Raw genomic sequence first — 24,451 nt, 5'->3', positions numbered from 1 at the left:
ACGCGATGCGGTCAGGGCGAGCGCCCCGTGATCCGCGCTGGGGAGGACCTCTCCCACCGAGCCGCCCACCTGCACGTTGTGGATGGTGGGGAGCAGCGCCGCGCCGGTATCCGAAGCTGGCGGTATGCCTGGCAGACCCCGTCCGCTCCCGCCGTCGCTCCCGTACTCCGTCTTCACGACGACGGAGGCGCGGCGCGCGGGCGTATCGGCCTCACGTCTGCGTGCCACGGATCTCAGGTCGCTCGACCGTGGGCTGTGGGCGCGGGTGGACGCGCAGGTCACCGAGGCGGACATCGTCGCCGCCCTGTGTCGCCGAGACGGCGATGTCTTCGCCGCCGGGCTCACGGCTGCGCGGCTCTGGGGACTTCCGCTGCCCGGCACGCTGGCGGACGAGGTGGTGAGGGCTCCGCTCCCGGCTCGTCGGCTGCGTGGCAAGTCGGTGTACAGACCTCGAGGCCGCGCCGTGGACACACGGGTCCACCTGGCCGCAGCAGTCGTGCCTCGTCGAGAGACCGCGCTGGTGCGGTGGAGCCACCTCGACGCCGTGCCGGTTGCTCTGGAGAAGATGCCATCGGTGCTGGCCACGACGCGGGTCCGGACGTTGCTCGATCTCTCCTCTCTTCTGCGGCCCGACGCGCTCGTCGCCATCGGTGATCATCTGGTGCGCCATCCGCGCCCCGAGTTCGAGGGCAGGTCGCACCCCTATGCGACGTGTGAGGCGCTGACCGGGATCGCGGAAGGATTCCATGGGCGAGGTGCCCACAGGTTCCGAGAGGCGGTGGCCCGGGTCCGAGTCGGGAGTGATTCGCCTGCAGAGACTCGGCTGCGGCTCGCCGTTGTCGCGGCGGGGCTGCCTGAGCCGCTGGCCAACGTGCGCGCATCTGGCGGTACCGACAAGACAGGGCGCGAGATCGATCTCGGCGAACCTGATCTGCACTGGCCCCAGTGGCGGGTGGCTGTCGAGCACGAAGGCCCGACGCACCTCAAGGCCGAACAATTGGCGAAGGACATCGCAAGGGGTGAGCGCCGGGCGCGGGCAGGCTGGATCGAGGTGCGCACGACGGCCAAGGACCTTCACGACAGGTGTCGGAGGGGAGTGGACCGGGTGCGCGATGCATTGGTACGCCAGGGATGGACACCCTCGTCCTCCTGAGCAGACCCGGCGTGTGCCGCGGGCGGCAGACCCGGCGTGTGCCGCGGGCGCTGACCCGGCGTGTGCCGCGGCCGCAGTCCGTGCACCGAGAACGACGTTCGGAACAAGTTGCGCAATGGAAAGTGTTCTGAACGTCGATCTCGATGCGGCGGGGCGAGCCCGGACCCCGTCGCGCTTGCTCGGGTCAGGCGGTGCTGCGACGTCCGCCCTGCGGGGCGACCTCGTCCTTGACCAGGAGGTTCCCGATCGGTGGATCGGTGACCCAGCGGGTTGCGGTGGCGACGATGCCGCGGGAGAGCACCGCGGTGATCGCCAGACCGACGACGATCAGCGGCAGGGGCGCCCACCAGGCCTCGACCCAGGCGAAGGGTTCGTCCATGTAGCGGATCGGGAGCAGGACCAGCGGATGCAGGAGGTAGATCGTCAGCGAGCGAGCACCGAGCGCCGTCCAGATCGTCTGCCCCAGCGGTGTGGCCAGCAGCAGCGCGACGGTGCCGATCATGCCGGCGGCGAGCACCAGGATCTGCATGATGATCGCGAGCCAGTTCTCGTAGGGCCCGTCGGCGTAGCTGCCGCGGAGGAAGAATCGCGCGACCGAATACATCTCGTGGGTGGCGAAGGAGAACACCAGCGCCGCCAGCAGGACGCCGCCGCCGATCCAGGCGCGGTGGGGCAGTGTCTTGAGCTTCTGCAGCATCGCCGGCGTCGTCACCAGCCCCAGGACGAAGAACGGCAGCATCTCGAAGAAGCGACCCAGGGTGAAGGTGCTGTCCAGATCGGGATCCAACGGAGCGATCACCGCGATGGCCACGGCGAACACCAGCGGATAGCGCAGCACCCGCAGCACCGGGGTCACCAGGCGCCACATCAGCAGCGCCAGCAGGAACCACAGGGTCCAGGCGGTGGAGACGAACTGCGGATCGAACTCATGTCCCAGCAGCAGCATCTTCCCGACCTCATGGAGCACCTGGAAGATCAGGAATGGTACGAGCATCGCAGTCAGCAGGCGCCGCACCTGCCGCGGCTCATTGCGGTAGGAGCGGGAGAGGTAACCGGAGATCGCCACGAACGCGGCCATGTGGAAGGAGTAGATCCAGGTATAGATCGCGCCCCCGAGGAATCCGGACTTGCCGTCGAAGCATTCGAGCGTGTGCCCGACGACGACGAGGGTGATGAGAATGCCGCGGGCGTTGTCCAGGAACGGGTCGCGCACCTTCTTCGCGGGCGGCGTCGGCGGCAGATCCTCGCGGTCGGCGGTCGGTGGGGACGCGACGTCCGCGTCTCGCTCGTGGTCCGCCGTGCGGGCGGCCGATGGTGCATTGCTTCCGGGGCGCCGCAGCGCCGGGGCGCGGCGATGCTGGGCACCAGCACGCTGTCGGCTCGGATCGGCGTCGGTCATGGATCTCCTCGATGCTCGCGTCGTGACGATCGCGTCAGAGTACGACCTTGGTACCGGGACCCGACCGAGGCGCGCCCGACGGCGCACAGCGAGCTGCGCGGCACGGCGAGGCCCGGGGCCGCGGCGAGCCACGGGCTCGGCGCGTCGCGCGGCACGACCGTGCGTGGGCCGCCCCTCAGGCCGGCCCGCGCACGCGATCCCGTCGCTCAGGCCGGTCCACGCACGTAGCCTCTGCCTCCGGTGAGATCCAGCTGGTGGGGCAGGGGATTGCCGAAGCGGTGATCAGTGGCGCTGATCGCCTGCTCGTGGACGAACGGCAGCATCTCCACCCGGCCGCTGGCGACCACATCACCGGTGAACAGGGCGACGTCGATGTGCTCGGCGATCGCGGCACGGAGGTCCTCGTCGGTCTCGCCGAGCAGGCGGACCCGCGGCTGGCGAAGACCGGGCACCCGGCGGGCGAAGGCCGCGGCGTCCTCGACCTGGACCTCGGATCCCGACAGGCCCGCGGCGGTGGCGACCTCGGTCAGCGCCGGGTCGGCGAGGGAGACCTCCACCTCGGCGTCGACCGTGGCGGCGGCGTGCAGCACGCGGGCAAGCTCGGTCGCGGAGGTGCCGACTGCCGCCCGGACCATCACCGGGATCGGCAGATGCCGCAGGACGTTGATCTCCCCGTGCAGGTCCTGCACGTCCCGCGGCATGAAGGTGCTCGCCCAGTGCTCGCGGTCGGAGTGACGGGCGGCGGACAGCCAGGCGTCCTCGTCGCCTGCTGCGAGCGCCGACCCCGCGTCGGCGGTGTCCATGAGGTGGACGAGATAGTTCGGACCGCCCGCCTTCGACGTCTGCCCGATCGCCGAGCGCTTCCAGCCGCCGAAGGGCTGACGCTGCACGATGGCTCCGGTGATGCCGCGGTTGACGTACAGGTTCCCGGCCTCGACGTGCTCGGTCCACCACGCGATCTCGGCTGGTTCCAGGGAGTGCAGCCCGGCGGTGAGCCCGAAGGCGGTGCCGTTCTGGATCCGCACCGCGTCCTCGAGGGTCTCCGCGTGGATCACGCCGAGGATCGGCCCGAAGTACTCCGTGAGATGGAAGGCGGAGCCCTCCTCGACGCCGGCGCGCACGCCGGGGGAGAACAGGCGTCCGGAGTCATCCAGCTGTCGGGGGCGCGCGAGCCAGGACTCACCGTCCCCCAGCTCCGTCAGCCCCGAGGCGAGCTTCTCGCCGGGCTCCTCGATGACCGGTCCCATCTGGACGGTCGGATCCGTCGGCTCGCCGACGTGGAGGCTGAGCACGGCATCGGCCAGCTGCGCGGAGAAGCGACGGGAATGGGAGACGGAGCCGACGGTGATCACCAGGGAAGCGGCCGAGCACTTCTGCCCGGCGTGCCCGAATGCACTGGTGGCGACGTCGTGCGCCGCCAGATCCAGATCCGCGTGGGGAGTGACGATGATCGAGTTCTTGCCGCTGGTCTCGGCGAGGATCCGCAGCTCCGGACGCCAGGACGCGAACATGGCGGCAGTGTCCGAGGCACCGGTGAGGATGAGCTGGTCGATCCGCGGGTCGGCGATCAGAGCGCGACCCACCTCGTTCTCGGGCACATCGACGAGGGTCAGGACTCCCTCGGGAATGCCTGCCTCGTGCAGCAGGCGGCCGATCAGGGCGCCGCAGCGTCGGGACTGCGGAGCCGGCTTCATGATCACGGCGCTGCCGGTGACCAGGGCGGCGAGCGTCCCGCCCGTGGGGATCGCCACCGGGAAGTTCCACGGCGGGGTCACCAGCGTCAGTCGGCGCGGGGTGAACGCGACGTCCTCCTGACGATCGAGCTGCTCGGCCTGCTCCGCGTAATAGAGAGCGAAGTCGATCGCCTCGCTGATCTCCGGATCGCCCTGATCGAAGGTCTTGCCGGTCTCGGAGGCCATGACCTCCAGCAGGTCCCCGCGGTGCGCCGCCAGGGTCCCGGCGGCACGGCGCAGCACCTGGGCCCGCTTCTGCACGGGCAGCGCCGCCCAGTCCTGCTGGGCCTCGAGCGCCCGGGCGATGACCGACTGCACGCCGTCGACCGTCTCGATCCGGGCGTCGGCCACCTCCTGGTCCCCGAGGGTGGAGGTGCGGACCCGGTGCGTGACGGTCTCGGCCCAGGCCTGGTTCGCGGCCGTGGACAGATCGGTGTCCGGGGTGTTGCGGAAAGCCCCGGGGACGGCCGGCAGCATCGTCGTCCCGAGCTCCACGGGCCCGCCGTCGCGGGACTCGAGAGCCCGGTCCTGGTCGCGATGGGTGGGCACCGAAGTCTCGGTCAGCGCCCGACCCAGAGCGCGGGAGAAGCGCTGCTCCTCGCGGGTGAACAGGTCCGGCTCGGTGTCGAGCTCGAAGGCGGCCGACAGGAAGTTCTCCGAGGAGGCGTTCTCCTCCAATCGGCGCACCAGGTAGGAGACGGCGACATCGAAGTGGCGGGGGTGGACCACGGGGGCGTACAGCCGCATGCTGCCGGTCGCCTCGCGGACCACGGCCTGCTGACCGGGGGCCATGCCGGCGAGCATCTCGAACTCGACCCCGCTGCCCGGACCGGCCGGGATCTCGCGCTCGCCCATCAGCAGATGCGCGAAGGCGACGTCGAACAGGTTGTGCCCGGCCACTCCCAGATGCACCGACCGCAGCTGCTCGGGGTGCAGTGCCTCGAGCAGCATCCGCTTGTACTGGGCGTCGGTCTCCTCCTTGCTGAGCAGGGGGGCCTGCGTCCACCCGTGCACGGAGGCGTCGACCTTCTCCATCGCGAGGTTCGCCCCCTTGACCAGGCGCACCTTCAGCGGCGCCCCGCCGGCGGCGACGCGGCGCTCGGCGAAGCGGCGCAGTCGTGCCATCGCCGACGGTGCATCGGGCAGGTAGGCCTGCAGCACGATGCCCGCGTGCAGCTGGGCGAGCTCGGGCCGGTCCAGGAGCTTCTCGAAGACCTGCAGGGTCAGCTCGAGGTCCCGGTACTCCTCCATGTCCATGTTCAAGAACGTGGGGTTCTCCGCGCGGGCCGCATCGAGGTAGAGCGGCAGCAGGGTCTCGACGATGTGGTCGACGGTCTGGGAAGCGGCCCACAGCGGCAGGTGGTCCACGATCGAGGAGACCTTGATCGAGGCGTAGTCGACGTCCGGGCGGGCGACGATCTCGCGCACCCCCTCCAAGCGGCGCGATGCCTCCTTCGCGCCGAGCACGGCCTCTCCGAGCAGGTTGATGTTCAAGGTGGTGCCGTCGGCGGTCAGCCGCGTGATCGCGGTGGTCAGCGGCCCGTTGCGCGCGTCGAGGATGAGGTGGGAGACCATCTTGCGCATCGCGGCCTGCGCCGTCGGGACCACGACGGAGGGGGCGACGTGGGAGGCGCTGCCGCCGAGGGCGACCACCCGACGCAGCACGGGCGGGAGGAAGCCCGGCGGATTCCGGGCCAGGCGGCGCAGCTCGACGGCGGCCGCCTTCGGATCCTCGGGGCGGATCACGCGGTCGACGAAGTCCAGGGTGAAGGTCAGACCCTCCGGATCGCGCAGCAGATCCGAGAGCATCTTCGCGGCTCCGGGAATCGGCCGGGTCGCGGCGGCATCGACCCAGGCGCGTACCTGTGCGGCGACGTCTTCGATGGTCAAGGTGGTGGTCATGCGCTCATCGAGCGGGAACTGCGACGGGGACAACAGGTCATCTCCTCGGTCGCCGTGCAACCACGGCGGGAACGGTCGGCGCAGGGCATCATTGCCCTGCGGTCATCGTAGGGCTTCCGCGTGCGCGTCGCCTGGGGATCGGCTCGGCGCGCGTGCAGGTCGTGTGACCGGAAGGGGACCGGTGACGGACCGGAGAGGGCCAGAGAGGCGGACCAGAAAGGGACGGGACGAGGACCGGTCGGTCGGGTCGACGCGCTATCGTGATGCTCCTGTGACACGATGCGGTCCACGACATCGACGATCCCTGGAGGCAGCGATGAAGAAGTTCATTTTCCTGGCCGGACTCGCCCTCGGCTTCGTGATCGGCTCGCGAGCGGGCCGAGGCCCCTACGAATCCCTCGAGCGCACCGCACGCCAGGTGGCGGACGATCCAGAGGTGCAGCGCCGGGCCACGCAGGCCAAGGAGACGGCCGGCCGCGTCGCCCAGGACACCGCGAGCACCGTGAAGGACAAGGCCCCCGAGGTCGCCTCCTCCGTCAAGGGCGGGGTGGCCGGCGCGGCCGGATCCGCCAAGGAGCGCCTCGGCGGATCCGAGGACCAGCTCGACGAGGACGCCGATCTCCTCGCCACCGCCTCGGAGGACTCCGCGGACGCCGGCGGCGACGGCGAGGTCGGCGAGGATCGTCCGCTCAGCTCCTGAGCGGCAGCCGGCCGACGACACCTCCTGAGCGGCAGCCGGCCGACGACACCGGCGCGCGCCGTGCCCCCGGACGGGGCACGGCGCGCGATGTCGTGCTCGGCCGGCCGCGGGTGCGGAACCGACTGCACCCACGGCGGGGACGGCCCACGGCGGGGACTCAGCCGAGCACGTGAACGCCTGCGCGCTCCTGTTCCTGCATGAAGCACGGCCCGCACAGCGACACATAGGTCACGGTGCCCGTCCGGGCCTCGTCGATCGCGACCTGATCGCCCTCGAAGACGAACCGGCCGTCGACCAGGCGGCAGTTGAACTCTGCCTGCGATCCGCAGCGACACATCGTCGGCAGCTTCTCGACGTTGTCCGCCAGCTCGAACAGCCGCTGCGCGCCGGGGAAGGTCGCGGTGCGGAAGTCGGTGCGCAGTCCGTAGCAGATCACCGAGATGCCGTCCAGCTTGGCGATGCGGAAGAGCTGATCGATCTGGGCGGGGTCGAGGAACTGCGCCTCGTCCACCAGCACGGCGTGCAGGGGTCGCAGGCCGCGCCCGTCGGCGACGGCGTGCACGCGCTCCCGCACCGCCTCCCCGGGACGGGCCAGGACGTCCACCCGGCGCCGTGCCCCGCCGCGCGCGACCACCCAGTCCTCCCCCTTGGTGTCGAGCGCCGGCTTCACCGTGAGCGTGGCCAGGCCCCGCTCGTCGTAGTTGTAGGCGGTCTTGATCAGGGTGTCGGACTTGCCGGAGTTCATCGCTCCGTACTTGAAGTGCAGCTTGGCCATGCAGTCGGCTCCGGGGTCGGTGATCGGCGAGGTCTGGACAGGTCGGGTTCTCGGTCCCGGACCAGCGTACGGGGCTGATCGCGATGCCCGACCCGGCGGGTCAGAAGGCGTCCATCACGCTGGGACGGGGCCCGGCCAGCAGGGCGTCCAGGAACGATTCGGCCGACGGATCCGCGGCTGCCCCCAGGCCCAGGCGGCGGGCATCGGCCAGGGTGCGGCCGCCCACCAGGAGCAGCGACGCGGCGTGGATGTCCAGGTGCACGGTGCCCAGGGTGCCCGTGCCGTCGCCGTCGCCGTCGGGGTCGGCGTCCCCGGCCCTGGCGCCCCCGTCGGCCGCCTCCCCGTCCTCGGGCTCCACCGTGATGCTGCCGTCGGCCGCGGTCACGCGCCAGCGCCCCGCCGCCTCGCAGGTGCCGGACGACACCGTGCCGTCGGCCACCTCGAGCCGGATCGTGCCGCGCAGCGTGTCCGGCGCGTGCCGCGCCCGGAGCATCGCCGCGGTATCGATCACCCGCATCATCACCAGCGGCACCGGGCCCGGCGCCGGGCGCGCGCCTCCGCCGGGCAGCGCCTCGAGCACCGGATCCTCCGTGCGCAGGCGCAGGGTCACCTCCTCCAGCACCGTCGACCAGGACCCCAGCGAGCGCAGCAGAGCGAGACGGTCATGGCGGGTGCGGCCGAGGATCTCGTGCACCTCGAGCCCCGGTCCCGGCCCGGGGACCCGGGTCCAGGAGAGGTAGCCGTGATCGGTGCCGGATTCGTCCTCGAGCAGCAGCGCGGACCACCCCTTGCCTGGCATGCCCTGCTCGAACAGCGGCCCCTCGCGCAGCAGCATCGCGTTGTCCTCGGCCGTCAGCTCCCGGTACAGGGCGTGCAGGCGCGGCAGGGTGGCGGCGGTGACCGGCACCAGGTGCCGTCCCGTCACCGGGGGCAGACGCTGGAGATCGACCAGCGGGACGACCAGGCGCTCGCCCCGGGCGACCACCTGGTAGCCGAAGCGGCGGTAGATCGACGGGTTCGAGGGGTACAGCATCGAGGTCGCCATCCCCTCTGCGGCGCAGCGGGCGATCACCGCCGTCAGCAGCTGTCCGAAGACCCCGCCGCCCCGATGCGCCGGATGCACGGCGAGCCCGCCCACACCGCCGCAGCGGGCGACGCCGCCGCCGAGGGTGATGCGGTCATGACGGATCCGGGCACCGGCGGCGAGCTCGCCCTCGACCCCGCCGGGCAGCTCCGTGGAGTCGATCCCGATCGGGGTCTGGCCGGGATCGAAGGGGCGCGGACCGGTGTCCTCCATCACACCGCCGAAGGCGCCGGAGGTCATGGTCCGATAGGGGACGTAGTCGTCCGCAGTGAGGTCACGCATGCGCATACCGCCGAGTCTAGGGCGATGGCTGTTGCATACTGACTGCGCCCACCCCGCTGCAGAGGAGATGTCGTGAGCCCACGCCGTGACCGTCCCGGGACGAGCACGCCGCGCCCGGACGCCCGCAAGCCCCTCACCCGGCCCAACAAGGCGCAGCGCTCCAGCCGCGATGCGCTGAGCCGTCGGCTCGCCGCAGGCGACCCCCGCAGCGAGCAGGACCCGCAGCGCCGCATCCCCGTCGGCCTGTCGACCTCCTCCGTGTTCCCCTCGGGGGTGGAGGAGGCCTTCCGCCTGGCGGACCGGATCGGCTACGACGGCATCGAGGTGATGGTCTCCTATCCCAAGGACAGCCAGGACCCCGAGCTGCTGCGGACCTACGTCGAGCGCTACGACCAGCCGATCCTCTCCCTCCATGCGCCCACCCTGTTCTTCCTGCAGGGCCTGTGGGGCCGCGACGCCTGGGTCAAGGTCGAGCGCACCGTCGAGATCGCCAAGGAGCTCGGGGTGCCCACCGTCGTGGCGCACCCGCCGTTCCGCTGGCAGGGCGGCTATGCGCGCGACTTCGTCACCGGGGTCGCCGAGCTCGAGGACCGGCACGGCATCGCGATCGCGGTGGAGAACATGTACCCGTGGCGCCTCGGAGTGCGGGAGCTGCTGAACTACCTGCCCGATCACGACCCGACCGACGAGGACTACGAGCACGTGACCGTCGATCTGTCCCATGCCGCCACCGCCGGCGACGATGCGCTGGAGATGATCGACCGTCTCGGGGACCGCCTGACCCACCTCCACCTGGCCGACGGCTCCGGACGCACCACCAAGGACGAGCACCTGCCCCCGGGCGAGGGGAATCAGCCCTGCGCCGAGGTGCTGCGGCGCCTGGCCAACCGCGGCTGGGAGGGGTCCGTGCTGCTCGAGGTCAGCACCAGCAGCAACACGGACAAGCGGGAGGCGATCCTGCGCCAGTGCCTGCTGTTCGCCCGTCACCATCTCGGCCATCACCTCGAGGACGACGACTCCGCGGCCTGAGGTCCGGATCCAGGGGCTGACGTGGGATCCCCCACCCGGGCAGACAGCCTTCAGGTGACGGTGTGAGAATGGCGGGTGCATGGACCCGACCAGGTCGTGACCGCGCCACCGCGCGAGACGCACCGGACCGGTGCCGGATGCTCGGCCATGCCACCAGCAATCGCACGAGACGAACGGGGTAGCGCACGCAGATGGGGAACGGGAACACGGAATTCGTCCACCGCAATGCCTCCCTGCTCTCGGTCGAGATGACCTTGCCGCAGGTCACGGTCACCTCCGACGAGATCGACGACATGCTGGCCCCGGCCCGCAAGAGGCTGCGACTGCCCAAGGGCGTGCTCCAGCGCGTCGCGGGCGTCTACGAGCGCCGCTGGTGGAAGGACCGCGACAACGGCTGGAAGCAGGGTGTCGTGCTCGCCGCCGAGCGTGCCATGGCCAAGGCCGCTATCATGCGCGACCAGGTCGGTCTTCTGATCAACGCCTCGGTCTCCCGTCAGCATCTCGAGCCGGCGGTCTCCACCGGGATCCACCACTCGCTGGGCATGCCCACCAGCTGCATGAACTTCGACATCACCAATGCGTGCCTGGGCTTCGTCAACGCCATGACGATGGCTGCCGGCATGATCGACGCAGGGCAGATCAAGTACGCCTTGATCGTCGGCGCCGAGGACGTCGAGGAGGTCCAGCGCGGCACCATCGACCGACTGAACTCCAAGACCTCCACCCGGGACGACTTCAACAACCAGTTCGCCTCCCTGACCCTGGGATCCGGGGCGGCCGCCGCGGTCATCGGCCCGACCGACGAGCACCCGGAAGGCCATCGCCTCACCGTCACCCAGGCCCGTGCCGGCACACAGCACCACGAGCTGTGCGTGGCCGACATGCAGGACATGCGCACCGATTCCGCCGGTCTGCTGGAGAACGGGATCGAGCTGATCCTGGACACCTGGAAGGGCGCCAACGAGGCCGGCCATGACTTCAAGAGCATCGAGCACGTGATCCCGCACCAGGTCTCGATGGTCTACACCCGCAACTTCTCGAAGATCACCGGGGTGGGCATGGAGCGCGTCCCGGTGACCTTCCCGGACTGGGGCAACATCGCCGCCGAGGCGGTGCCGATGACCCTGGCGCACATCCAGGACGACGTGGAGCGGGGCGAGCGCGTGCTCCTGATGGGCGTCGGCTCCGGCCTGAACACCGCGATGATGGAGGTCCAGTGGTGAACGCCGCGACCCGCAGCACGGGCCGCCGTCGGGCCGCCACCGGCGACGTGCCCGGCATGCCCGGGGTGGACCCCCACCTCAGCCGCACGGTCGAGGTGCGCGACCACGCGGGGGAGCTGCGCCGCTGGCACCTGCTGGACTCCGGTCCCTGGCTCGCCGAGCGCGGCATCACCCCGCGCGGCACGCTGCTGGCCGTCCACGGCAACCCGACCTTCTCGTTCCTGTTCCGCTCCCTGGTGCGCGAGGACATCCCCTGGCGTCTGGTCGCGGTCGACCAGCTGGAGATGGGCTGGTCCGAGCGCACCGGTGAGACGCGCCGCTACCAGGACCGCATCACCGACCTGTCGCTGCTGACCGATGCGCTCTCGCTGCGCGGCCCGGTGGTCACCGTCGGCCACGACTGGGGCGGTCTGATCTCGGCCGGCTGGGCCCTGGACAACCGTCATGACCTGGCCGGGATGATCTTGACCAACACCGGCCTGCACCAGGACCTGGGGGAGTCGCTGCCCGCGGCCCTGCGGCTGGCCACGGCGCCGGGATTCCGCAGCGCCTCGACCTCCCTGACCGACACCTTCCTGCGCACCACCTTGTCGCTGTGCAAGCCTCCGCTGCCGCGGGAGATCCAGGACGCCTATCTCGCGCCGTACCGCACCCGCGCCCGCCGCAAGGGCATCGACCAGTTCGTCGCCGACATCCCCGCCGGCGCCGATCACCCCTCCCGGCCGACGCTCGAGCGCGTCGCCGAAGGCATCCGGGAGCTGACGGTCCCCACCTTGTTCGCCTGGGGCCCGAAGGACATCACCTTCTCCGACCGCTATCTGCGCGATCTCATCGAGCGCGTGCCCCACGCGGACGTGCACCGCTTCGAGAAGACATCCCACCTGGTGTGGGAGGACGCCGACGTCGCCGGTCTCGTCGCCGAGTGGCTGGCCGCGCGGTTCGGCCCCGACGCAGGTCAGGAGCAGGTGTCGCAGGACGGAGCGGCAGGGGCCTGGCGCCCGGTATCCTCCTATGCCGAGCCGGTCCCGGAGCGGCATCTCGGCGAGCCGATCGCCCGCCTGGCCGCCGATCCCGCCCACGCCCACAGCCCCGCCGTGGTCGAGATGGCCGACGCCGACGGGCAGCGCCGCGAGATCTCCTGGTCGCTGCTGAACCGCCGCGTCGACGACATCGCCGCCGGACTGCTCGGCCACGGCATCCGCCCCGGCGACCGCGTCAGCATCCTGATCACCCCCGGCGCCGACCTCACGGCCGTCCTGTACGCCTGCCTGCGCATCGGGGCGGTCGCCGTGATCGCCGATGCCGGCCTGGGCGTGCCCGGCCTCACCCGCGCCGTGATCGGGTCCCACCCCGACTGGGTGATCGGCATCCCCAAGGCGCTGGTCGGCGCCCGGGCGATGGGCTGGCCCGGCCGACGCATCAGCGTCGACCAGCTGCCCACCGTCGATCGCGTCGCCCTCGGGGTCGAGACCTCGATCGCCCAGCTGGCGACGTCCGGTTCGATGATGCGCGAGCTCGGGGCCCCGCTGGACGCCCCCTGGCCCGCTTCCGACGCGGACGCGGCGATCCTGTTCACCTCCGGCTCCACCGGCCCGGCCAAGGGTGCCGTGTACACGCACCGGCAGATGAGCGCGATGTTCACCGCCGTCGGCGACACCCTCCAGCTCGATCCCGAGCGCGGTCTGGTCGCCGGCTTCGCCCCCTTCGCCCTGCTGGGACCCGCGCTCGGCGCGCCGTCCGTGGTCCCCGACATGGACATCACCCGTCCCGGCGAGCTGACCGCCCCGGCCCTGGCCGCGGCGGTCGACGCCCTCGGCGAGCCCGCCGTCTTCACCGCCCCCGCGGCTCTGCGCAACATCCTGGACACCGCCTCCCAGCTCGACGAGTACGGTCGGGCGGCGATGGCGAGCGCGGCGAGCTTCTTCTCCGCCGGCGCCCCGATCCCGGCGCATCTGCTGCGCGAGCTGCGGTCCCTGATGCCGCATGCGAAGGCGCTCACCCCGTACGGCATGACCGAATGCCTGGCGGTGGCCGCCATCGACCTCGAAGAGATCGACGCAGCGGGCGAGGGATCCGGCGTGTGCGTCGGCCACCCCGTGCCCCGGGTCGAGCTCGCTGTCGCTCCGATGGACGGCGAAGGCCGCACCACCGGCGAGATCTCCCAGGATCACGGCGTGAGCGGCGAGGTGCTCGTGCGCGCCCCGCACGTGCGCGACCGCTACCTGATGCTGTGGGGCACCACCCATCGCTCCATGCGCTTCACCGGCTGGCACGCCACCGGCGACGTCGGCCACCTCGACGAGGACGGCCGGCTGTGGATCGAAGGCCGCGCGGACCACGTCCTGGCCACGGCCGACGGGCTCTTCACCCCGGTGCAGGTCGAGGACGCGGCCGAGACCGTGCCGACGGTGCGCCGGGCCGGCGCCGCCGTCGTCGGCCCTCGCGGCACCCAGCAGGTCGTGGTGATCCTGGAGACCGAGGACGGCTACCGCGCCGGGAAGGCGGGACGACCCCGTGCCGCCTCCACGTCCCTGCAGGAGGCCGTCCGTCGCGCAGTGCGGGAGCGCTCCGGCGCGGAGGTGGTCGCGGTGTTCACCACCAGCTGTCTGCCCACCGACATCCGCCACAACTCCAAGATCGACCGGGCGGCCCTGGCCCGCTGGGCCGGACAGACCCTGCGGGGGGAGAGGGCCGACGCCCTGTGAGCGCCCCGACGATCCTGGTCACGGGTGCCTCCGGCATGCTCGGCGGCGCCGTCGCGCGGACCCTGCGCGACCGCGGAGCCCACGTGCGCGCCTTCCAGCGCCGCCCGGCAGGGATCGACGGCGTCGAGGACGTCCTCGGCTCGCTGACCGAGCCCGAGGACGTCCGACGGGCGATCGCCGGGGCCGACGCCGTCATCCACCTCGCCGCGAAGGTGTCGATCTCCGGCCCGGAGCACGAATACCGCGCGATCAACATCGACGGCACCCGCAACGTGCTGGACGCCCTGCGCGCCCACGGCGGCGGAACGCTGGTGAACGTCTCCTCCCCGTCGGTCGCCCACCTCGGCCGCGCCATCGAAGGCCTGGACGCCACTCCCGCGGACCCCTCGCGCGCTCGCGGCCCCTACTCCCGCACCAAGGCCGCCGCCGAGCTGCTGGCCATGGAGGCCGACGGGACCGACGGCCTCGCGGTGACCACCGTGCGCCCGCACATCGTGTGGGGGCCCGGCGACACCCAGCTGGTGGGCCGCATCGTGGACCGGGCGAAGAGCGGCCGGCTGCCGCTGCTGGACGAGGGCATGGCCCTGATCGACACCACCTACGTCACCAATGCCGCCGACGCCATCGTCGCTGCGCACGACCGCATCGACGAGGTGCACGGCGAGAGCTTCGTGATCACCAACGGCGAGCCCCGCACGGTGCGGGACGTGTTCCACGGCTGGTGCGACGCCGCGGGCGTCGCCCGCCCGAGCCTGCGGATCCCCGGATCCGTGGCCCGCTTCGCCGGCCGCGTCGTCGAGCGGGTCTGGGACGCGCGTCCCGGGCACGACGAACCGCCGATGACCGAGTTCCTGGCCGAGCAGATGTCCACCGCGCACTGGTTCGACCAGCGCCGCACCCGCGAGCGCCTGCAGTGGACGCCGCGGGTCACGATGGACGAGGGCAACGAGCACCTCGCCGCCTGGTTCCGCGAGCACCCGGTCACCGACTGAGTCCTCGCCGCGCCCACCCGTCACCACCGCACGGAAGATGCCGCCCGCCATGAGCCAGAACGCACCCGACCCCGGACCCGACGGCAGCGCCGATCCCACCGACGCCGAGCTGCTGGCGGAGATCGACGCCGAGCTCGCTGCGGAGCGCGCCGCGACCCGACGTGCGCCGACCCGGCTGACCGGCGCGGTGCTGCTGATCGGCGGCCTGCTCGGCTGGATCGCCGCGCTCGCGCTCCAGCTCGACAAGGAGATCCTGCTCGCGAATCCCGGGGCGTCCCTGGGCTGCGACATCAACCCCTTCATCTCCTGCGGCGACGTGATGATGACCTGGCAGGCCTCCGCCCTGGGGATCCCGAACCAGGCGATCGGACTGGCCGGCTTCGCCATCATGGCGGTGGCCGGCTCCCTGATGCTCAGCGGCACCCAGTCGCCGACCTGGTTCCGCTGGGCCCGCCTGGGTGGGATGACCTTCGCGTTCGGGTACGTCCACTTCCTGGCGATCTCCGCGCTCATCCTGATCCAGGCGCTGTGCCCGTGGTGCATGGTGATCTGGGCCGTGACCGCCCCGATGTTCTTCTCGAATCTCGCCCATCTGATCGAGAACGGCGACCTGCGCCTGCCCGGCCCTCTCCTGCGCGTGCTGCGCCACTGGGTGGTGCTGAGCCTGATCTGGTACGCGGTGGTGATCATCGCGATCCTCGCGGCCTTCTGGCAGCAGTGGCTGGCGGTGGCCGGACTGTCCTGAGCGGTCCTTCCTCCCCAGGGGTGCTGCGGTGGCCGGACTGATCTGAGCGGTCCTTCCTCCCCAGGGGTGCTGCGTCCCCAACGCCGTGACGTCCCTGGTCCCGGCCCTGGTCTCTTCCTAGGGTCGCGGCCATGGGAGCACAGCCAGGATCCCCCGGAGGGGGACACGGCCGAGCCGGTCGGCACCGTCGCACCGGTCAGGCGCTGATCGCACGCCGTGACCACACCGGCGACGACCACGCCGACGGGGACCGGCCCCGCCGCCGCGCCCTGCCCGCGCCCTCCCCGTCGGCGCTGGTCGGGATCGCCGTGCTCGTGCTCATCGCTGTGGGGGTCATCCATCTCTCCGGAGCCGGCTCCGCCGTCCCGCTGACGACGGAGGCCGTGACGGTGCAGGAGACGACGGTCGCCGAGAGCGCCGAGAGCGCCGAGAACGCCGAGAACGCCGAGAACGCCGGGAACCAGGGCGGGAGCGGAGGCGGGGCCTCGGACGGCGGGGACGGCCCGGACCACGTGACCACCGCGCAGAGCACCGCGTCGCCGAACGGCTCGGCCGCCGCGTCCTCGAGCCCGGCGGAGCTCGTCGTGCACGTCTCCGGGGCGGTCTCGAGCCCGGGCGTGGTGCGTCTGCCGGCCGGGTCTCGGGTGGACGACGCCCTGCGCGCCGCCGGCGGGCCGGACGAGGACGCCGAGCTGTCCGCCGTCAACCTGGCCCGGCCCGTCGACGACGGCGAACAGATCTACGTGCCCCGGCCGGGGGAGGAGCCTCCGGCCTCCGCGCGGGACCCCGGCGGCGCCGAGAGCGCCGAGAGCGCCGCCGGAGCCGCGAGCGGATCGGGAGCCGGGGACGGGGCGGAGGATGCCGGCGCCCCGATCGACCTGAACACCGCCGACGCCACCGAGCTGGAGGCCCTGCCAGGGGTCGGCCCCGCGATCGCCCAGCGCATCGTCGAGCATCGGGAGAAGAACGGTCCCTTCGCCTCGGTCGACGCACTGCTGGAGGTCTCCGGGATCGGGCCCGCCACCCTCGAGGAGATCCGCGGGCAGGCCACGGTATGACCGCGGCCGACCTCCGGCTGCTCCCGGCCGCCACCTGCGTCTGGGCTCTCGCGGTCCTCGGCGTCACCGCCGGCACGGCGGCCGCGGTCGCCGGGGGCGCTCTGCTGATCGCCGTGGTGCTGACCGTGCTCCTGCTGGTCCACGGCTTCCGGACCCGCCACGAGCTCCTCGCCCATCTCGCTCTCGTGGTGCTGGCCGGTGTGCTGCTGGTGCCCGCCCTGGAGCGCCATGGCGGCACCGACCAGCAGCTGCAGGAAGCGGCAGCGGACGGTCTGATCGTCGAACTCACCCTGATCACGGGGGAGGACCCCGCCCCGCCCGAGGCCGGGCCGACCTGGGCCCGCGGCGGGATGCAGGTGATGACGCGCACCGTCGCCGGACAGGTCCGGCTGGGCCGTGAGCAGGCCCAGCTTCCCGCCTCGCTGCCGGTGCTGGTCCGGGCGGAGCGGGACAGCGCCGGTGCCCTGGCACAGATCCGCGACGGCGAGAGGATCCGAGTCCGAGGCGCCCTGCGCAGCAGCGACGGCCTGCTGGTGCTGGAGGCCACGGCGGTCTCCAGGGTCGAGCCTCCGCCCGGGACGGGTCGACTCCGCGGCGCCCGCCAGGCGCTGCGGGACCGGGCCCGTCAGGACACCGCGCATCTGCCCGCCGACGAGGCGGCGCTGGTGCGCGGGATGACCACCGGGGACACCGTCGGGCTCGGCACCGAGAGCGAGGAGATGATGCGGCGCGCGGGGATCTCCCATCTGATCGCCGTCTCCGGGGCGAACATCGCGCTCGTGCTCGCCGCCGTCCTGGGACCGCTGCTGCTGGCCGGGGTGCGGCGCCGACCCCGCCTGGTGATCGCCGGCGCGGTGATGGCGGGGTATGTGTGGCTGGTCGGCGACGAGCCCAGCGTCCAGCGCGCCGCCACCATGGCCGCGCCGCTGCTGGCCGCTCGCTTCGCCGGGGTGCGCGCCTCCCCGGTCGCGGCCCTTGCACTGACCGTCGCCCTGTGGTCCGTCCTGGACCCGGTCACCGCCGCCTCCGTCGGATTCCTGCTGTCCGCCCTCGCCACCGCGGCGATCCTGCTGGCCGCGCCCCCGGTGGCGGGGGTCCTGGTCGAGCTCGGCGGAGGACGGCTGGGGAGGACGGCGGCGCTGGTGATCGCGGTGCCGCTGGTCGCCCAGCTGGCCTGCACACCCCTGCTGATCCTGCTGACCCCCGAGGTCTCCGCATGGGCGGTCCCCGTCAATCTTCTGGTCGCCCCGCTCGTCGGCCCCACCACCGTGATCGGGCTGCTGGCCCTCGTGATCGGCCTGGTCTGGCCGGCGGCGGCGCAGCTGCTGGACACGGTCGCCGCCGGGGGAGCGCACCTGGTGCTGCTCATCGCGCGCACCGCGGATTCCCTGCCGGGATCGCGGATCGCCGTGCCCGAGGGCGCGGCGGGCGCTCTGCTGGCGATCGCCGTGCTGCTGGGCCTGACCCTCGCGATCGCCGCCCGGCGGGTCCCGCTGGTGCGCTGGGTGACGGCCGCCGTGCTCGTGGCGGCGCTCGCCCCGGGCGTCGGGAGGGTGCTGCCCATCGCGGGCGTTCCCGAGTGGACCCTCGCCGTCTGCGCGGTCGGCCAGGGCGATGCGGTGCTGCTGCGCGCGAGGGGGGATCCGCAGCACGCACCGACCGTTCTGATCGACACGGGCCCGGAACCCGCCGCGCTGGACCGCTGCTTGGACACCCTGCACGTGGCGCGCATCGACCTGCTCGTCCTGACCCACCCGCACCTCGACCACGCCGGTGGCCGCACCGCCCTGACCGGGAACCGCGTCCCCGCTGCGCAGTGGATCTGCCCGCTGCCGGAGGCCGCGGACGCGGTGGTCCCCGGGGTCCCGACGACCGTGGCCACCACCGGCCGTTCCTGGCAGGAGGACGGGATCGGCCTGACCGTGCTGTGGCCCGGTTCGGCCGCGGACGCCTTGTCCGCGACCGCACGGGAGGAGGGGACCGGGGAGGGGGACGCGGCGAACGACTGCTCCGTCGCCCTCGCGGCCAGCTGGGCGGACGGCACCCGTCTGATCGCCCTCGGCGACCTCGAGCCCGCCGCGCAGGCCGAGGTGCTGGCCGAAGGCCCCGGCACCGCGGACATCGTCAAGGTCGCCCATCACGGCTCCCGCCGCCAGGACGAGGAGCTGTACCGGCGTCTGGACCCGGAGCTCGCGCTGATCACCGTCGGCCAGGAGAACACCTTCGGGCATCCCACCGAGGAGACGCTCGGCATGCTGGCCGGTCTGGGCACGCCCGTGATCCGCACCGATGTCCACGGCACGGTCGTGCTGCAGGCGGCCGACCCCGCCACGGCGCGATCCGTCGGCCCGGCCCGATAGGATCGTCTCTCGTCCCCGAGCAGTCAGGAGTCCCCGTGAGCGATGTCGAGTGGCACAGCGTCGCCCTCGCACCGATCGTGCTCGTCCACGGCACCGAGACGCTGATCGCGGACCGGGCGGTGCGACGACTGCGGACGCTGGCGAAGGAGGCCGATCCCTCGGTCGCGATCCACGACCTCTCCGGGGAGGCCGCCGGGCCCGGATCACTCACCCAGGTGGCCAGTCCCTCCCTGTTCGGAGAGCCCCGCTTCGTGGTCGTGCCCGATCTGCAGTCCGCCCCCGACGCCCTCGTCCTCGAGATCCAGGACTACGCGAAGAACCCCGAGACCGACGTGACGCTGGTGCTGGTCCACCGTGGCGGCAACCGCGGCAAGAAGCTGCTCGATGCCCTGAAGAAGGCAGGAGTACCCCGGGTCGATGCACGTCCGGTCAAGCGCGCCGGCGACAAGCAGGCCTTCGTGGCCGCCGAGTTCGCCCGCGCCGAGCGCCGCATCCAGCCCGAGGCGGTGGCCGCCCTGGTCGACGCCTTCGGCACCGATCTGGCCGAGCTCGCCGCCATCAGCCGCCAGCTCATCGAGGACACCACACCGGACCAGGGCCAACAGGCCGCCCGGATCACCACCCAGGACGTGCACGCCGTGACCGCGGGCCGCGTGGAGTCCACCGCCTTCGCCGTGGCCGACGCCGCGATCGCGGGCAAGGAGCAGGATGCGCTCCAGCTGCTCGCCCAGGCCCAGCTCGCCGGGGCGGATCCGGTCCCGATCGTCGCCGCGATCGCCTCCAAGATGCGCTCGCTGGCGAAGGTCACCGCCCCGGAGGCCGGTCCGCGCAGTCTCGGGATGCCCGATTGGATGCTGCGCAACCTCTCCCGGGAGGCGAGGAGCTGGACCGACCGCTCCCTGGCTCGTGCGCTGGAGGCCGTGGCCCGGGCCGATCACGAGGTCAAGGGCGCCGGACGCGATCCGCGCTGGTCCGTGCAGCGCATGGTGATGGAGATCTGCCGCGCCCGTCGCGCCCGCTGAGACGGACCGGCGGGTCCTGCCGCCGTCCGGTCAGCCGCTGAGCGCCGGGGCGGGTCGCATCCATGGGCGCTCCGCCGGCAGGGAGGCCCGATGCAACGGGTGCTTGCTGGAACAGTGCCCGTTGGTGCGATACGACCGGAGCACGACGTGGCTCAGCACCCCGGCCGACACGCAGAACGAGGCCCCGCACACCATCGTGGAGTGCGGGGCCTCGAGAGGTCGTGCGGGACGCTCAGGCGCTCGCGCGAGCCACCAGCTTGGCGAGACCGGACTTGCGGTTCGCGGCCTGGTTCTGGTGGATGACGCCCTTGGAGACGGCCTTGTCGAGCTTGCGGGACGCGGTCTTCAGCGCCTCGTCGGCCGCGGCGGCATCACCGGTGGAGACGGCTGCGCGGACCTTACGGCTGTACGTCTTGAGCTCGGACTTCACGGCCCGGTTGCGCAGACGCGCCTTCTCGTTGGTCTTGTTCCGCTTGATCTGGGACTTGATGTTTGCCACGAAGACTCTTCTCTAGTGCTGCTGAGGTGGATCATCCGGGACGGCCGAGGACGGATCCGACGGGGACGGCGGTGGGGATTCGCCTGGAGACGCCGGTACCGGGTCGCTGCCACGGGTACACGCCCGGGTCGCACCACCGTCACCCCCTGAGACACGGCGGGGACACGGCATGCGCACACCGAACGGTATGTCACACATACGAGACGTGACCTTACCAGAATCCCTCCCGGGGGCACGCTTCGTGTGCGGCGTGTCTCGTGGTGGTCCCAGCAGGTCAGAGTCGGAGCCGGAGTCGGAGCCACAGGGCGGCGGCGGTCGGCGCGGGCGTGCGCGCCCGCAGGTCGCGGCCGCTTCGACGTCTCAGCCTCGCGCGCCGTGCACGCCGCGCACCGCCTTCGCCACCCGATCGAACCGCGGCTCGTCCAGGCGCCCGCCCTCGCGGCGCACCGTCTCCGGATCCAGGCGCAGCAGGCGATCGGCGCGCACCTCGGAGGGACGGCCCTGCCGGTCCCAGTCCCCGGAGCCGATGTCGACCCAGCTCGATCCGTGCTCATCGGTGATCACCTCGCCGCTGTCGGCCCGATCGCGGGAGGTGAGCATCAGGGCGATCAGCACGTCGCCGGAGCCGTCGGAGGCCTGCTCCCGGGCCAGCACCAGCACCGGCCGGTCCTTGCCGCGGGTGATGTCCTCCTCATAGGGCACCCACGCCCACACCACCTCGCCCGGATCGGGGCGGTGGTCCTCATGCGGCGCATAGGAGATCGCGAGCGGTCGGGACCCGTCGCGGTCGTGCAGCGCCGCGGATCCTTCTCCATCGCGTCGACCCCGGTCGGCGCCGCCGGACCGGGGGGAGCCGGCTGCGTCGTCCCCCCGCGAGCGTCGGACGGCGCGAGTCGCGGAACGGCCCAGGTCGCGGACCCCGCGGCGCACGACGGGGGAGCGGGCCGCGGTGCGCACCAGGGAGATGAGGCGGGAGGACAGGGACATGGTTCTCGCTTCCTGGGCGGGTATGCCCACGGCGGCCGGAGGACGGTGTGAGAATGGTAGACATGCCAGCCAGTTCTCTGTTCCGCCGCGTCCAGCCCGGCTCGGGCAGCGACGAGATGTTCGCGGCCGACGGCTCGGTGCGGGACACCTACGCCGCGCTGCACGACGCCCTCGCCGGCCTCGGGCCCGAGGAGTTCCGCGCGCGTTCCGAGTCTCTCGCCCACAGCTACCTCGACCAGGGGATCACCTTCGACTACGCCGGGGAGGAGAGGCCCTTCCCGATCGACGCGATCCCGCGGGTGATCGCCGCCGAGGAGTGGGCCCGCGTCTCCCAGGGGGTGTCCCAGCGGGTGCGCGCCCTGGAGCACTTCCTCGACGATCTGTACACCGACCAGCGGGCCATCGCCGACGGCGTGATCCCGTCCGAGCTCGTCACCTCCTCGTCCTATGTCGTCGACGCCATGCGCGGCTACCGGCCGCCCAACGGGGTGCGCATCCACATCTCCGGGATCGACCTGGTCCGCGACGGCTCCGGCGAGTTCCGGGTGCTCGAGGACAACGTGCGCACCCCCAGCGGAGTCAGCTACGTGCTCTCGAACCGGCGCGCGATGGCCCAGACCTTCCCGGAGCTGTTCGCCCCCCGCCCTGTACGGCGCGTCGGCGAGTACTCCGGTCGTCTGCTCGGCGCCCTGCAGGCCGCCGCGCCCGACACCGCGGGGGAGGAGCCCACCGTCGTGGTGCTCACCCCGGGCCGGTACAACAGCGCCTACTTCGAGCACTCCCTGCTGGCGCGGACCATGGGCGTGGACCTGGTCGAGGCCGACGACCTCGTCGAGCGCGGCGAGCGCATCTACATGCGCACCACCGCCGGTCTGCGCCGCGTGGACGTCATCTACAAGCGCACCGACGACGACTTCATCGACCCCGAGGTGTTCCGCCCCGACTCGGTGCTGGGTGTTCCCGGCCTGGTCCGGGCGATCCTCGCCGGCAACGTCGTGGTCTCCAACGCCATCGGCAACGGCATCGGCGACGACAAACTCACCTACACCTATGTGCCCGACCTGATCCGGTACTACCTGGGCCAGGAGCCGATCCTGCCCAACGTCGACACCTGGCGCCTGGAGGAGCCCGACTCCCTGGCCGAGGTGCTGGACCGGTTGGACGAACTGGCCGTCAAGCCCGTCGACGGCTCCGGCGGCAAGGGCATCGTCATCGGACCGGCCGCTTCCCGCGAGGAGCTCGATGCCCTGCGCGATCGACTGCTGACCGACCCGCGCGGCTGGATCGCCCAACCCGTCGTGCAGCTGTCGACCATCCCCACCCTGGTCGACGAAGGCCCGGAGGAGCGGCATGTGGATCTCCGTCCCTTCGCCCTGAACAGCGGCGACGACGTGTGGGTGCTGCCCGGCGGGCTCACCCGCGTCGCCCTCCCGCGCGGGGAGATGATCGTCAACTCCTCCCGCGGCGGCGGTTCCAAGGACACCTGGGTGCTCGCCACCGAGCGGGCGGCCACGCCCGCGGCGGGTTCGGGCCGGCAGCGGAGCGGGACCTCCGCCGCGGGCGAGGAGCGGATCGAGGACCCCCTGGACGAGGACTACGACGGGTTCGAGGACCTCCCCGAGGATGCGGCCGAGCAGACGGGTCGCGAACCGGATCCTGTCACCTCGGCGATCCCGTTGCTGGACGACGAGGACCTCGACGAGCCGGAGCGTCCTGACAGTGCCCCGGCAGACGGGGCCGCACCGGAGACCGGGGCCGCACCAGGGACCGACGGCACGTCGGCGACCGCCGCCGAGAAGGAGGAGGACGCTGATGCTCAGCCGGATCGCTGATTCCATGTTCTGGATCGGCCGCTACGTCGAGCGCGCCGACCAGACCGCCCGCATCCTCGACGTGAGGCTGCAGTCGATCACCGAAGATGCCGCACAGGAGGAGCCTGTCGCCTGCGCCGGGGTCTACGAGATCTTCGGCGTCGCCGACCCATCCGACGCTGAGCTGACCGTGCAGCGGGTGCTCGACCGTCTGGTCACGGATCGCCAGAACCCCTCGTCCGTGGCCGGGGCGCTGCAGACCGCCCGCGAGAACGCCCGCGGCGCGCGCGAGGTGCTGACCACCGAGGTCTGGGAATCGCTGAACACCACCACCCTGGGCATGCCCCGCGGGGTGCGGCCCTCCCGTATGCACGGTGCCTTCCAGTTCGCCAAGGACCGCTGCGCCGTGGTCAACGGGCTGGTCGATGCCTCCATGACCCGCGACGAGGCGTGGCTGTTCCTGCGGATCGGTCAGCTGCTGGAGCGGGTGGACATGAACGCCCGGATCCTGCAGGCCCATGACCTGGAGGACTCCTCCGACGCGGCGACCGTGATGCTGTTGCGCAGCTGCAGCGCCCACGAGGCCTACATCCGCTCCTATCGCGGACGCGTCCGGGCCTCCCAGGCGATCGAGTTCCTCCTGCTGGACTCGATCTTCCCGCGCTCGGCCGCCCACTGCCTGCTCGAGATCGACGAGGCCCTCGACACCCTCGCCAAGCTCCACGGCAGCAGCTTCGACCGGATGGGCACCGCGGAGCCGGGCCGCCGGATCGTCGGCCGCGCCACCGCCAGCCTGCGCTTCCGATCTCTCGAGGACATCGTCGCCGACTTCGACGACGAGATGGACCAGCTGCAGCGGGTCACCGGCGCCATCACCCGGGCGCTCGGCGGCACCTACTTCCACCCTGCGAACTGAGCACCCGGTCGTAGAACGGGGCAGAACGGGAACGACGGGTGCGAGAACGACGGGAGCGGGTATGGCGGGAGCGGGG

The 24,451-nt window shown here is 72.0% G+C and carries 18 protein-coding genes; 12 read left to right on the top strand and 6 right to left on the bottom strand.

All coding sequences use genetic code 11. The features are described from left to right. The first annotated feature begins 265 nt into the window (after nt 1–265). The gene (locus JOF44_RS02890) at nt 266–1,153 is read left to right on the top strand and encodes a hypothetical protein (RefSeq protein WP_209887164.1); all 888 of its coding nucleotides are present in this window, start codon (nt 266–268) and stop codon (nt 1,151–1,153) included. 184 nt (nt 1,154–1,337) lie between these two features. Here JOF44_RS02890 and JOF44_RS02885 read toward each other — a convergent pair whose 3' ends face one another. Together JOF44_RS02885 and JOF44_RS02880 are read right to left on the bottom strand one after the other, a co-directional pair. Then, complete coding sequence (locus tag JOF44_RS02885) at nt 1,338–2,552, bottom strand: acyltransferase family protein (protein WP_209887161.1); 1,215 nt, start codon at nt 2,550–2,552, stop codon at nt 1,338–1,340. A gap of 206 nt (nt 2,553–2,758) precedes the next feature. After that, a complete protein-coding gene (locus JOF44_RS02880) occupies nt 2,759–6,187 on the bottom strand; it encodes a proline dehydrogenase family protein (protein WP_209887159.1) in 3,429 nt (1,142 codons plus the stop codon). A 316-nt stretch (nt 6,188–6,503) separates the two neighbouring features. On the opposite strand from JOF44_RS02880, the gene JOF44_RS02875 reads away from it, so the two are divergent. Continuing rightward, nucleotides 6,504–6,887 (top strand): hypothetical protein, encoded by a 384-nt coding sequence (locus tag JOF44_RS02875; protein ID WP_209887156.1) that lies wholly within the window; start codon nt 6,504–6,506, stop codon nt 6,885–6,887. 157 nt (nt 6,888–7,044) lie between these two features. On the opposite strand, the gene JOF44_RS02870 is transcribed toward JOF44_RS02875, so the two are convergent. Continuing rightward, complete coding sequence (locus JOF44_RS02870; RefSeq protein WP_209887155.1) at nt 7,045–7,662, bottom strand: thymidine kinase; 618 nt, start codon at nt 7,660–7,662, stop codon at nt 7,045–7,047. Nucleotides 7,663–7,762: 100 nt separating this feature from the next. Continuing rightward, complete coding sequence (locus JOF44_RS02865) at nt 7,763–9,034, bottom strand: GNAT family N-acetyltransferase (protein WP_209887152.1); 1,272 nt, start codon at nt 9,032–9,034, stop codon at nt 7,763–7,765. 66 nt (nt 9,035–9,100) lie between these two features. Here JOF44_RS02865 and JOF44_RS02860 point away from each other — a divergent pair, with 66 nt between their 5' ends. The 8 genes from JOF44_RS02860 (at nt 9,101) to holA (ending at nt 20,162) form a co-directional block, all read left to right on the top strand. After that, nucleotides 9,101–10,057: a sugar phosphate isomerase/epimerase family protein gene (locus JOF44_RS02860; protein WP_209887149.1), complete on the top strand. Its 957-nt coding sequence runs from the start codon at nt 9,101–9,103 to the stop codon at nt 10,055–10,057. A gap of 191 nt (nt 10,058–10,248) precedes the next feature. Next, complete coding sequence (locus JOF44_RS02855) at nt 10,249–11,280, top strand: 3-oxoacyl-ACP synthase III (RefSeq protein ID WP_209887146.1); 1,032 nt, start codon at nt 10,249–10,251, stop codon at nt 11,278–11,280. A gap of 56 nt (nt 11,281–11,336) precedes the next feature. Next, nucleotides 11,337–13,985 (top strand): alpha/beta fold hydrolase, encoded by a 2,649-nt coding sequence (locus tag JOF44_RS02850; RefSeq protein ID WP_209895634.1) that lies wholly within the window; start codon nt 11,337–11,339, stop codon nt 13,983–13,985. Beyond that, entirely contained in the window at nt 13,982–14,977 is a 996-nt protein-coding gene (locus JOF44_RS02845; RefSeq protein WP_209887143.1) for an NAD-dependent epimerase/dehydratase family protein, read from the top strand. The genes JOF44_RS02850 and JOF44_RS02845 overlap by 4 nt, the downstream gene beginning before the upstream one ends. Before the next feature lie 49 nt (nt 14,978–15,026). Continuing rightward, nucleotides 15,027–15,722 carry a vitamin K epoxide reductase family protein gene (locus JOF44_RS02840; protein ID WP_209887140.1) on the top strand — a complete coding sequence of 232 codons (696 nt, stop codon included), beginning with the start codon at nt 15,027–15,029 and terminating at the stop codon, nt 15,720–15,722. 131 nt (nt 15,723–15,853) lie between these two features. Continuing rightward, the gene (locus JOF44_RS02835) at nt 15,854–16,780 is read left to right on the top strand and encodes a ComEA family DNA-binding protein (RefSeq protein ID WP_209887137.1); all 927 of its coding nucleotides are present in this window, start codon (nt 15,854–15,856) and stop codon (nt 16,778–16,780) included. Beyond that, a complete protein-coding gene (locus tag JOF44_RS02830; RefSeq protein ID WP_209887134.1) occupies nt 16,777–19,140 on the top strand; it encodes a ComEC/Rec2 family competence protein in 2,364 nt (787 codons plus the stop codon). Before JOF44_RS02835 ends, JOF44_RS02830 begins: the two co-directional genes overlap by 4 nt. A 35-nt stretch (nt 19,141–19,175) precedes the next feature. Then, nucleotides 19,176–20,162, top strand: a complete 987-nt coding sequence (gene holA / locus JOF44_RS02825; protein WP_209887131.1) for a DNA polymerase III subunit delta — start codon at nt 19,176–19,178, stop codon at nt 20,160–20,162. 232 nt (nt 20,163–20,394) lie between these two features. Here holA and rpsT read toward each other — a convergent pair whose 3' ends face one another. Together rpsT and JOF44_RS02815 are read right to left on the bottom strand one after the other, a co-directional pair. Beyond that, the gene (gene rpsT, locus JOF44_RS02820) at nt 20,395–20,661 is read right to left on the bottom strand and encodes a 30S ribosomal protein S20 (RefSeq protein ID WP_209887128.1); all 267 of its coding nucleotides are present in this window, start codon (nt 20,659–20,661) and stop codon (nt 20,395–20,397) included. Between the two features lie 360 nt (nt 20,662–21,021). Next, a complete protein-coding gene (locus tag JOF44_RS02815; RefSeq protein ID WP_209887125.1) occupies nt 21,022–21,648 on the bottom strand; it encodes a type II toxin-antitoxin system PemK/MazF family toxin in 627 nt (208 codons plus the stop codon). A gap of 62 nt (nt 21,649–21,710) precedes the next feature. Between JOF44_RS02815 and JOF44_RS02810 the strand changes: the two genes are divergently transcribed. Together JOF44_RS02810 and JOF44_RS02805 are read left to right on the top strand one after the other, a co-directional pair. Continuing rightward, nucleotides 21,711–23,480 carry a circularly permuted type 2 ATP-grasp protein gene (locus JOF44_RS02810; protein ID WP_245348827.1) on the top strand — a complete coding sequence of 590 codons (1,770 nt, stop codon included), beginning with the start codon at nt 21,711–21,713 and terminating at the stop codon, nt 23,478–23,480. Further along, nucleotides 23,461–24,375: an alpha-E domain-containing protein gene (locus tag JOF44_RS02805; protein ID WP_209887119.1), complete on the top strand. Its 915-nt coding sequence runs from the start codon at nt 23,461–23,463 to the stop codon at nt 24,373–24,375. Before JOF44_RS02810 ends, JOF44_RS02805 begins: the two co-directional genes overlap by 20 nt. Nucleotides 24,376–24,451 lie beyond the last annotated feature (76 nt).

The sequence above is a fragment of the Brachybacterium fresconis genome (assembly GCF_017876515.1).
GTDB lineage: Bacteria > Actinomycetota > Actinomycetes > Actinomycetales > Dermabacteraceae > Brachybacterium > Brachybacterium fresconis.
The sequence above is the reverse complement of the archived record's forward strand: the minus strand, read 5'-3'. Positions and strand labels throughout refer to the sequence as shown.

Bases quoted from the DNA above. Each gene is read 5' to 3' on its own strand.
- JOF44_RS02885 (WP_209887161.1), bottom strand. From the start codon at position 2,552: ATGACCGACGCCGATCCGAGCCGACAGCGTGCTGGTGCCCAGCATCGC.
- JOF44_RS02880 (WP_209887159.1), bottom strand. From the start codon at position 6,187: ATGACCACCACCTTGACCATCGAAGACGTCGCCGCACAGGTACGCGCC.
- JOF44_RS02875 (WP_209887156.1), top strand. From the start codon at position 6,504: ATGAAGAAGTTCATTTTCCTGGCCGGACTCGCCCTCGGCTTCGTGATC.
- JOF44_RS02870 (WP_209887155.1), bottom strand. From the start codon at position 7,662: ATGGCCAAGCTGCACTTCAAGTACGGAGCGATGAACTCCGGCAAGTCC.
- JOF44_RS02865 (WP_209887152.1), bottom strand. From the start codon at position 9,034: ATGCGCATGCGTGACCTCACTGCGGACGACTACGTCCCCTATCGGACC.
- JOF44_RS02855 (WP_209887146.1), top strand. From the start codon at position 10,249: ATGGGGAACGGGAACACGGAATTCGTCCACCGCAATGCCTCCCTGCTC.
- JOF44_RS02850 (WP_209895634.1), top strand. From the start codon at position 11,337: ATGCCCGGGGTGGACCCCCACCTCAGCCGCACGGTCGAGGTGCGCGAC.
- JOF44_RS02840 (WP_209887140.1), top strand. From the start codon at position 15,027: ATGAGCCAGAACGCACCCGACCCCGGACCCGACGGCAGCGCCGATCCC.
- JOF44_RS02835 (WP_209887137.1), top strand. From the start codon at position 15,854: ATGGGAGCACAGCCAGGATCCCCCGGAGGGGGACACGGCCGAGCCGGT.
- JOF44_RS02830 (WP_209887134.1), top strand. From the start codon at position 16,777: ATGACCGCGGCCGACCTCCGGCTGCTCCCGGCCGCCACCTGCGTCTGG.
- JOF44_RS02815 (WP_209887125.1), bottom strand. From the start codon at position 21,648: ATGTCCCTGTCCTCCCGCCTCATCTCCCTGGTGCGCACCGCGGCCCGC.
- JOF44_RS02810 (WP_245348827.1), top strand. From the start codon at position 21,711: ATGCCAGCCAGTTCTCTGTTCCGCCGCGTCCAGCCCGGCTCGGGCAGC.
- JOF44_RS02805 (WP_209887119.1), top strand. From the start codon at position 23,461: ATGCTCAGCCGGATCGCTGATTCCATGTTCTGGATCGGCCGCTACGTC.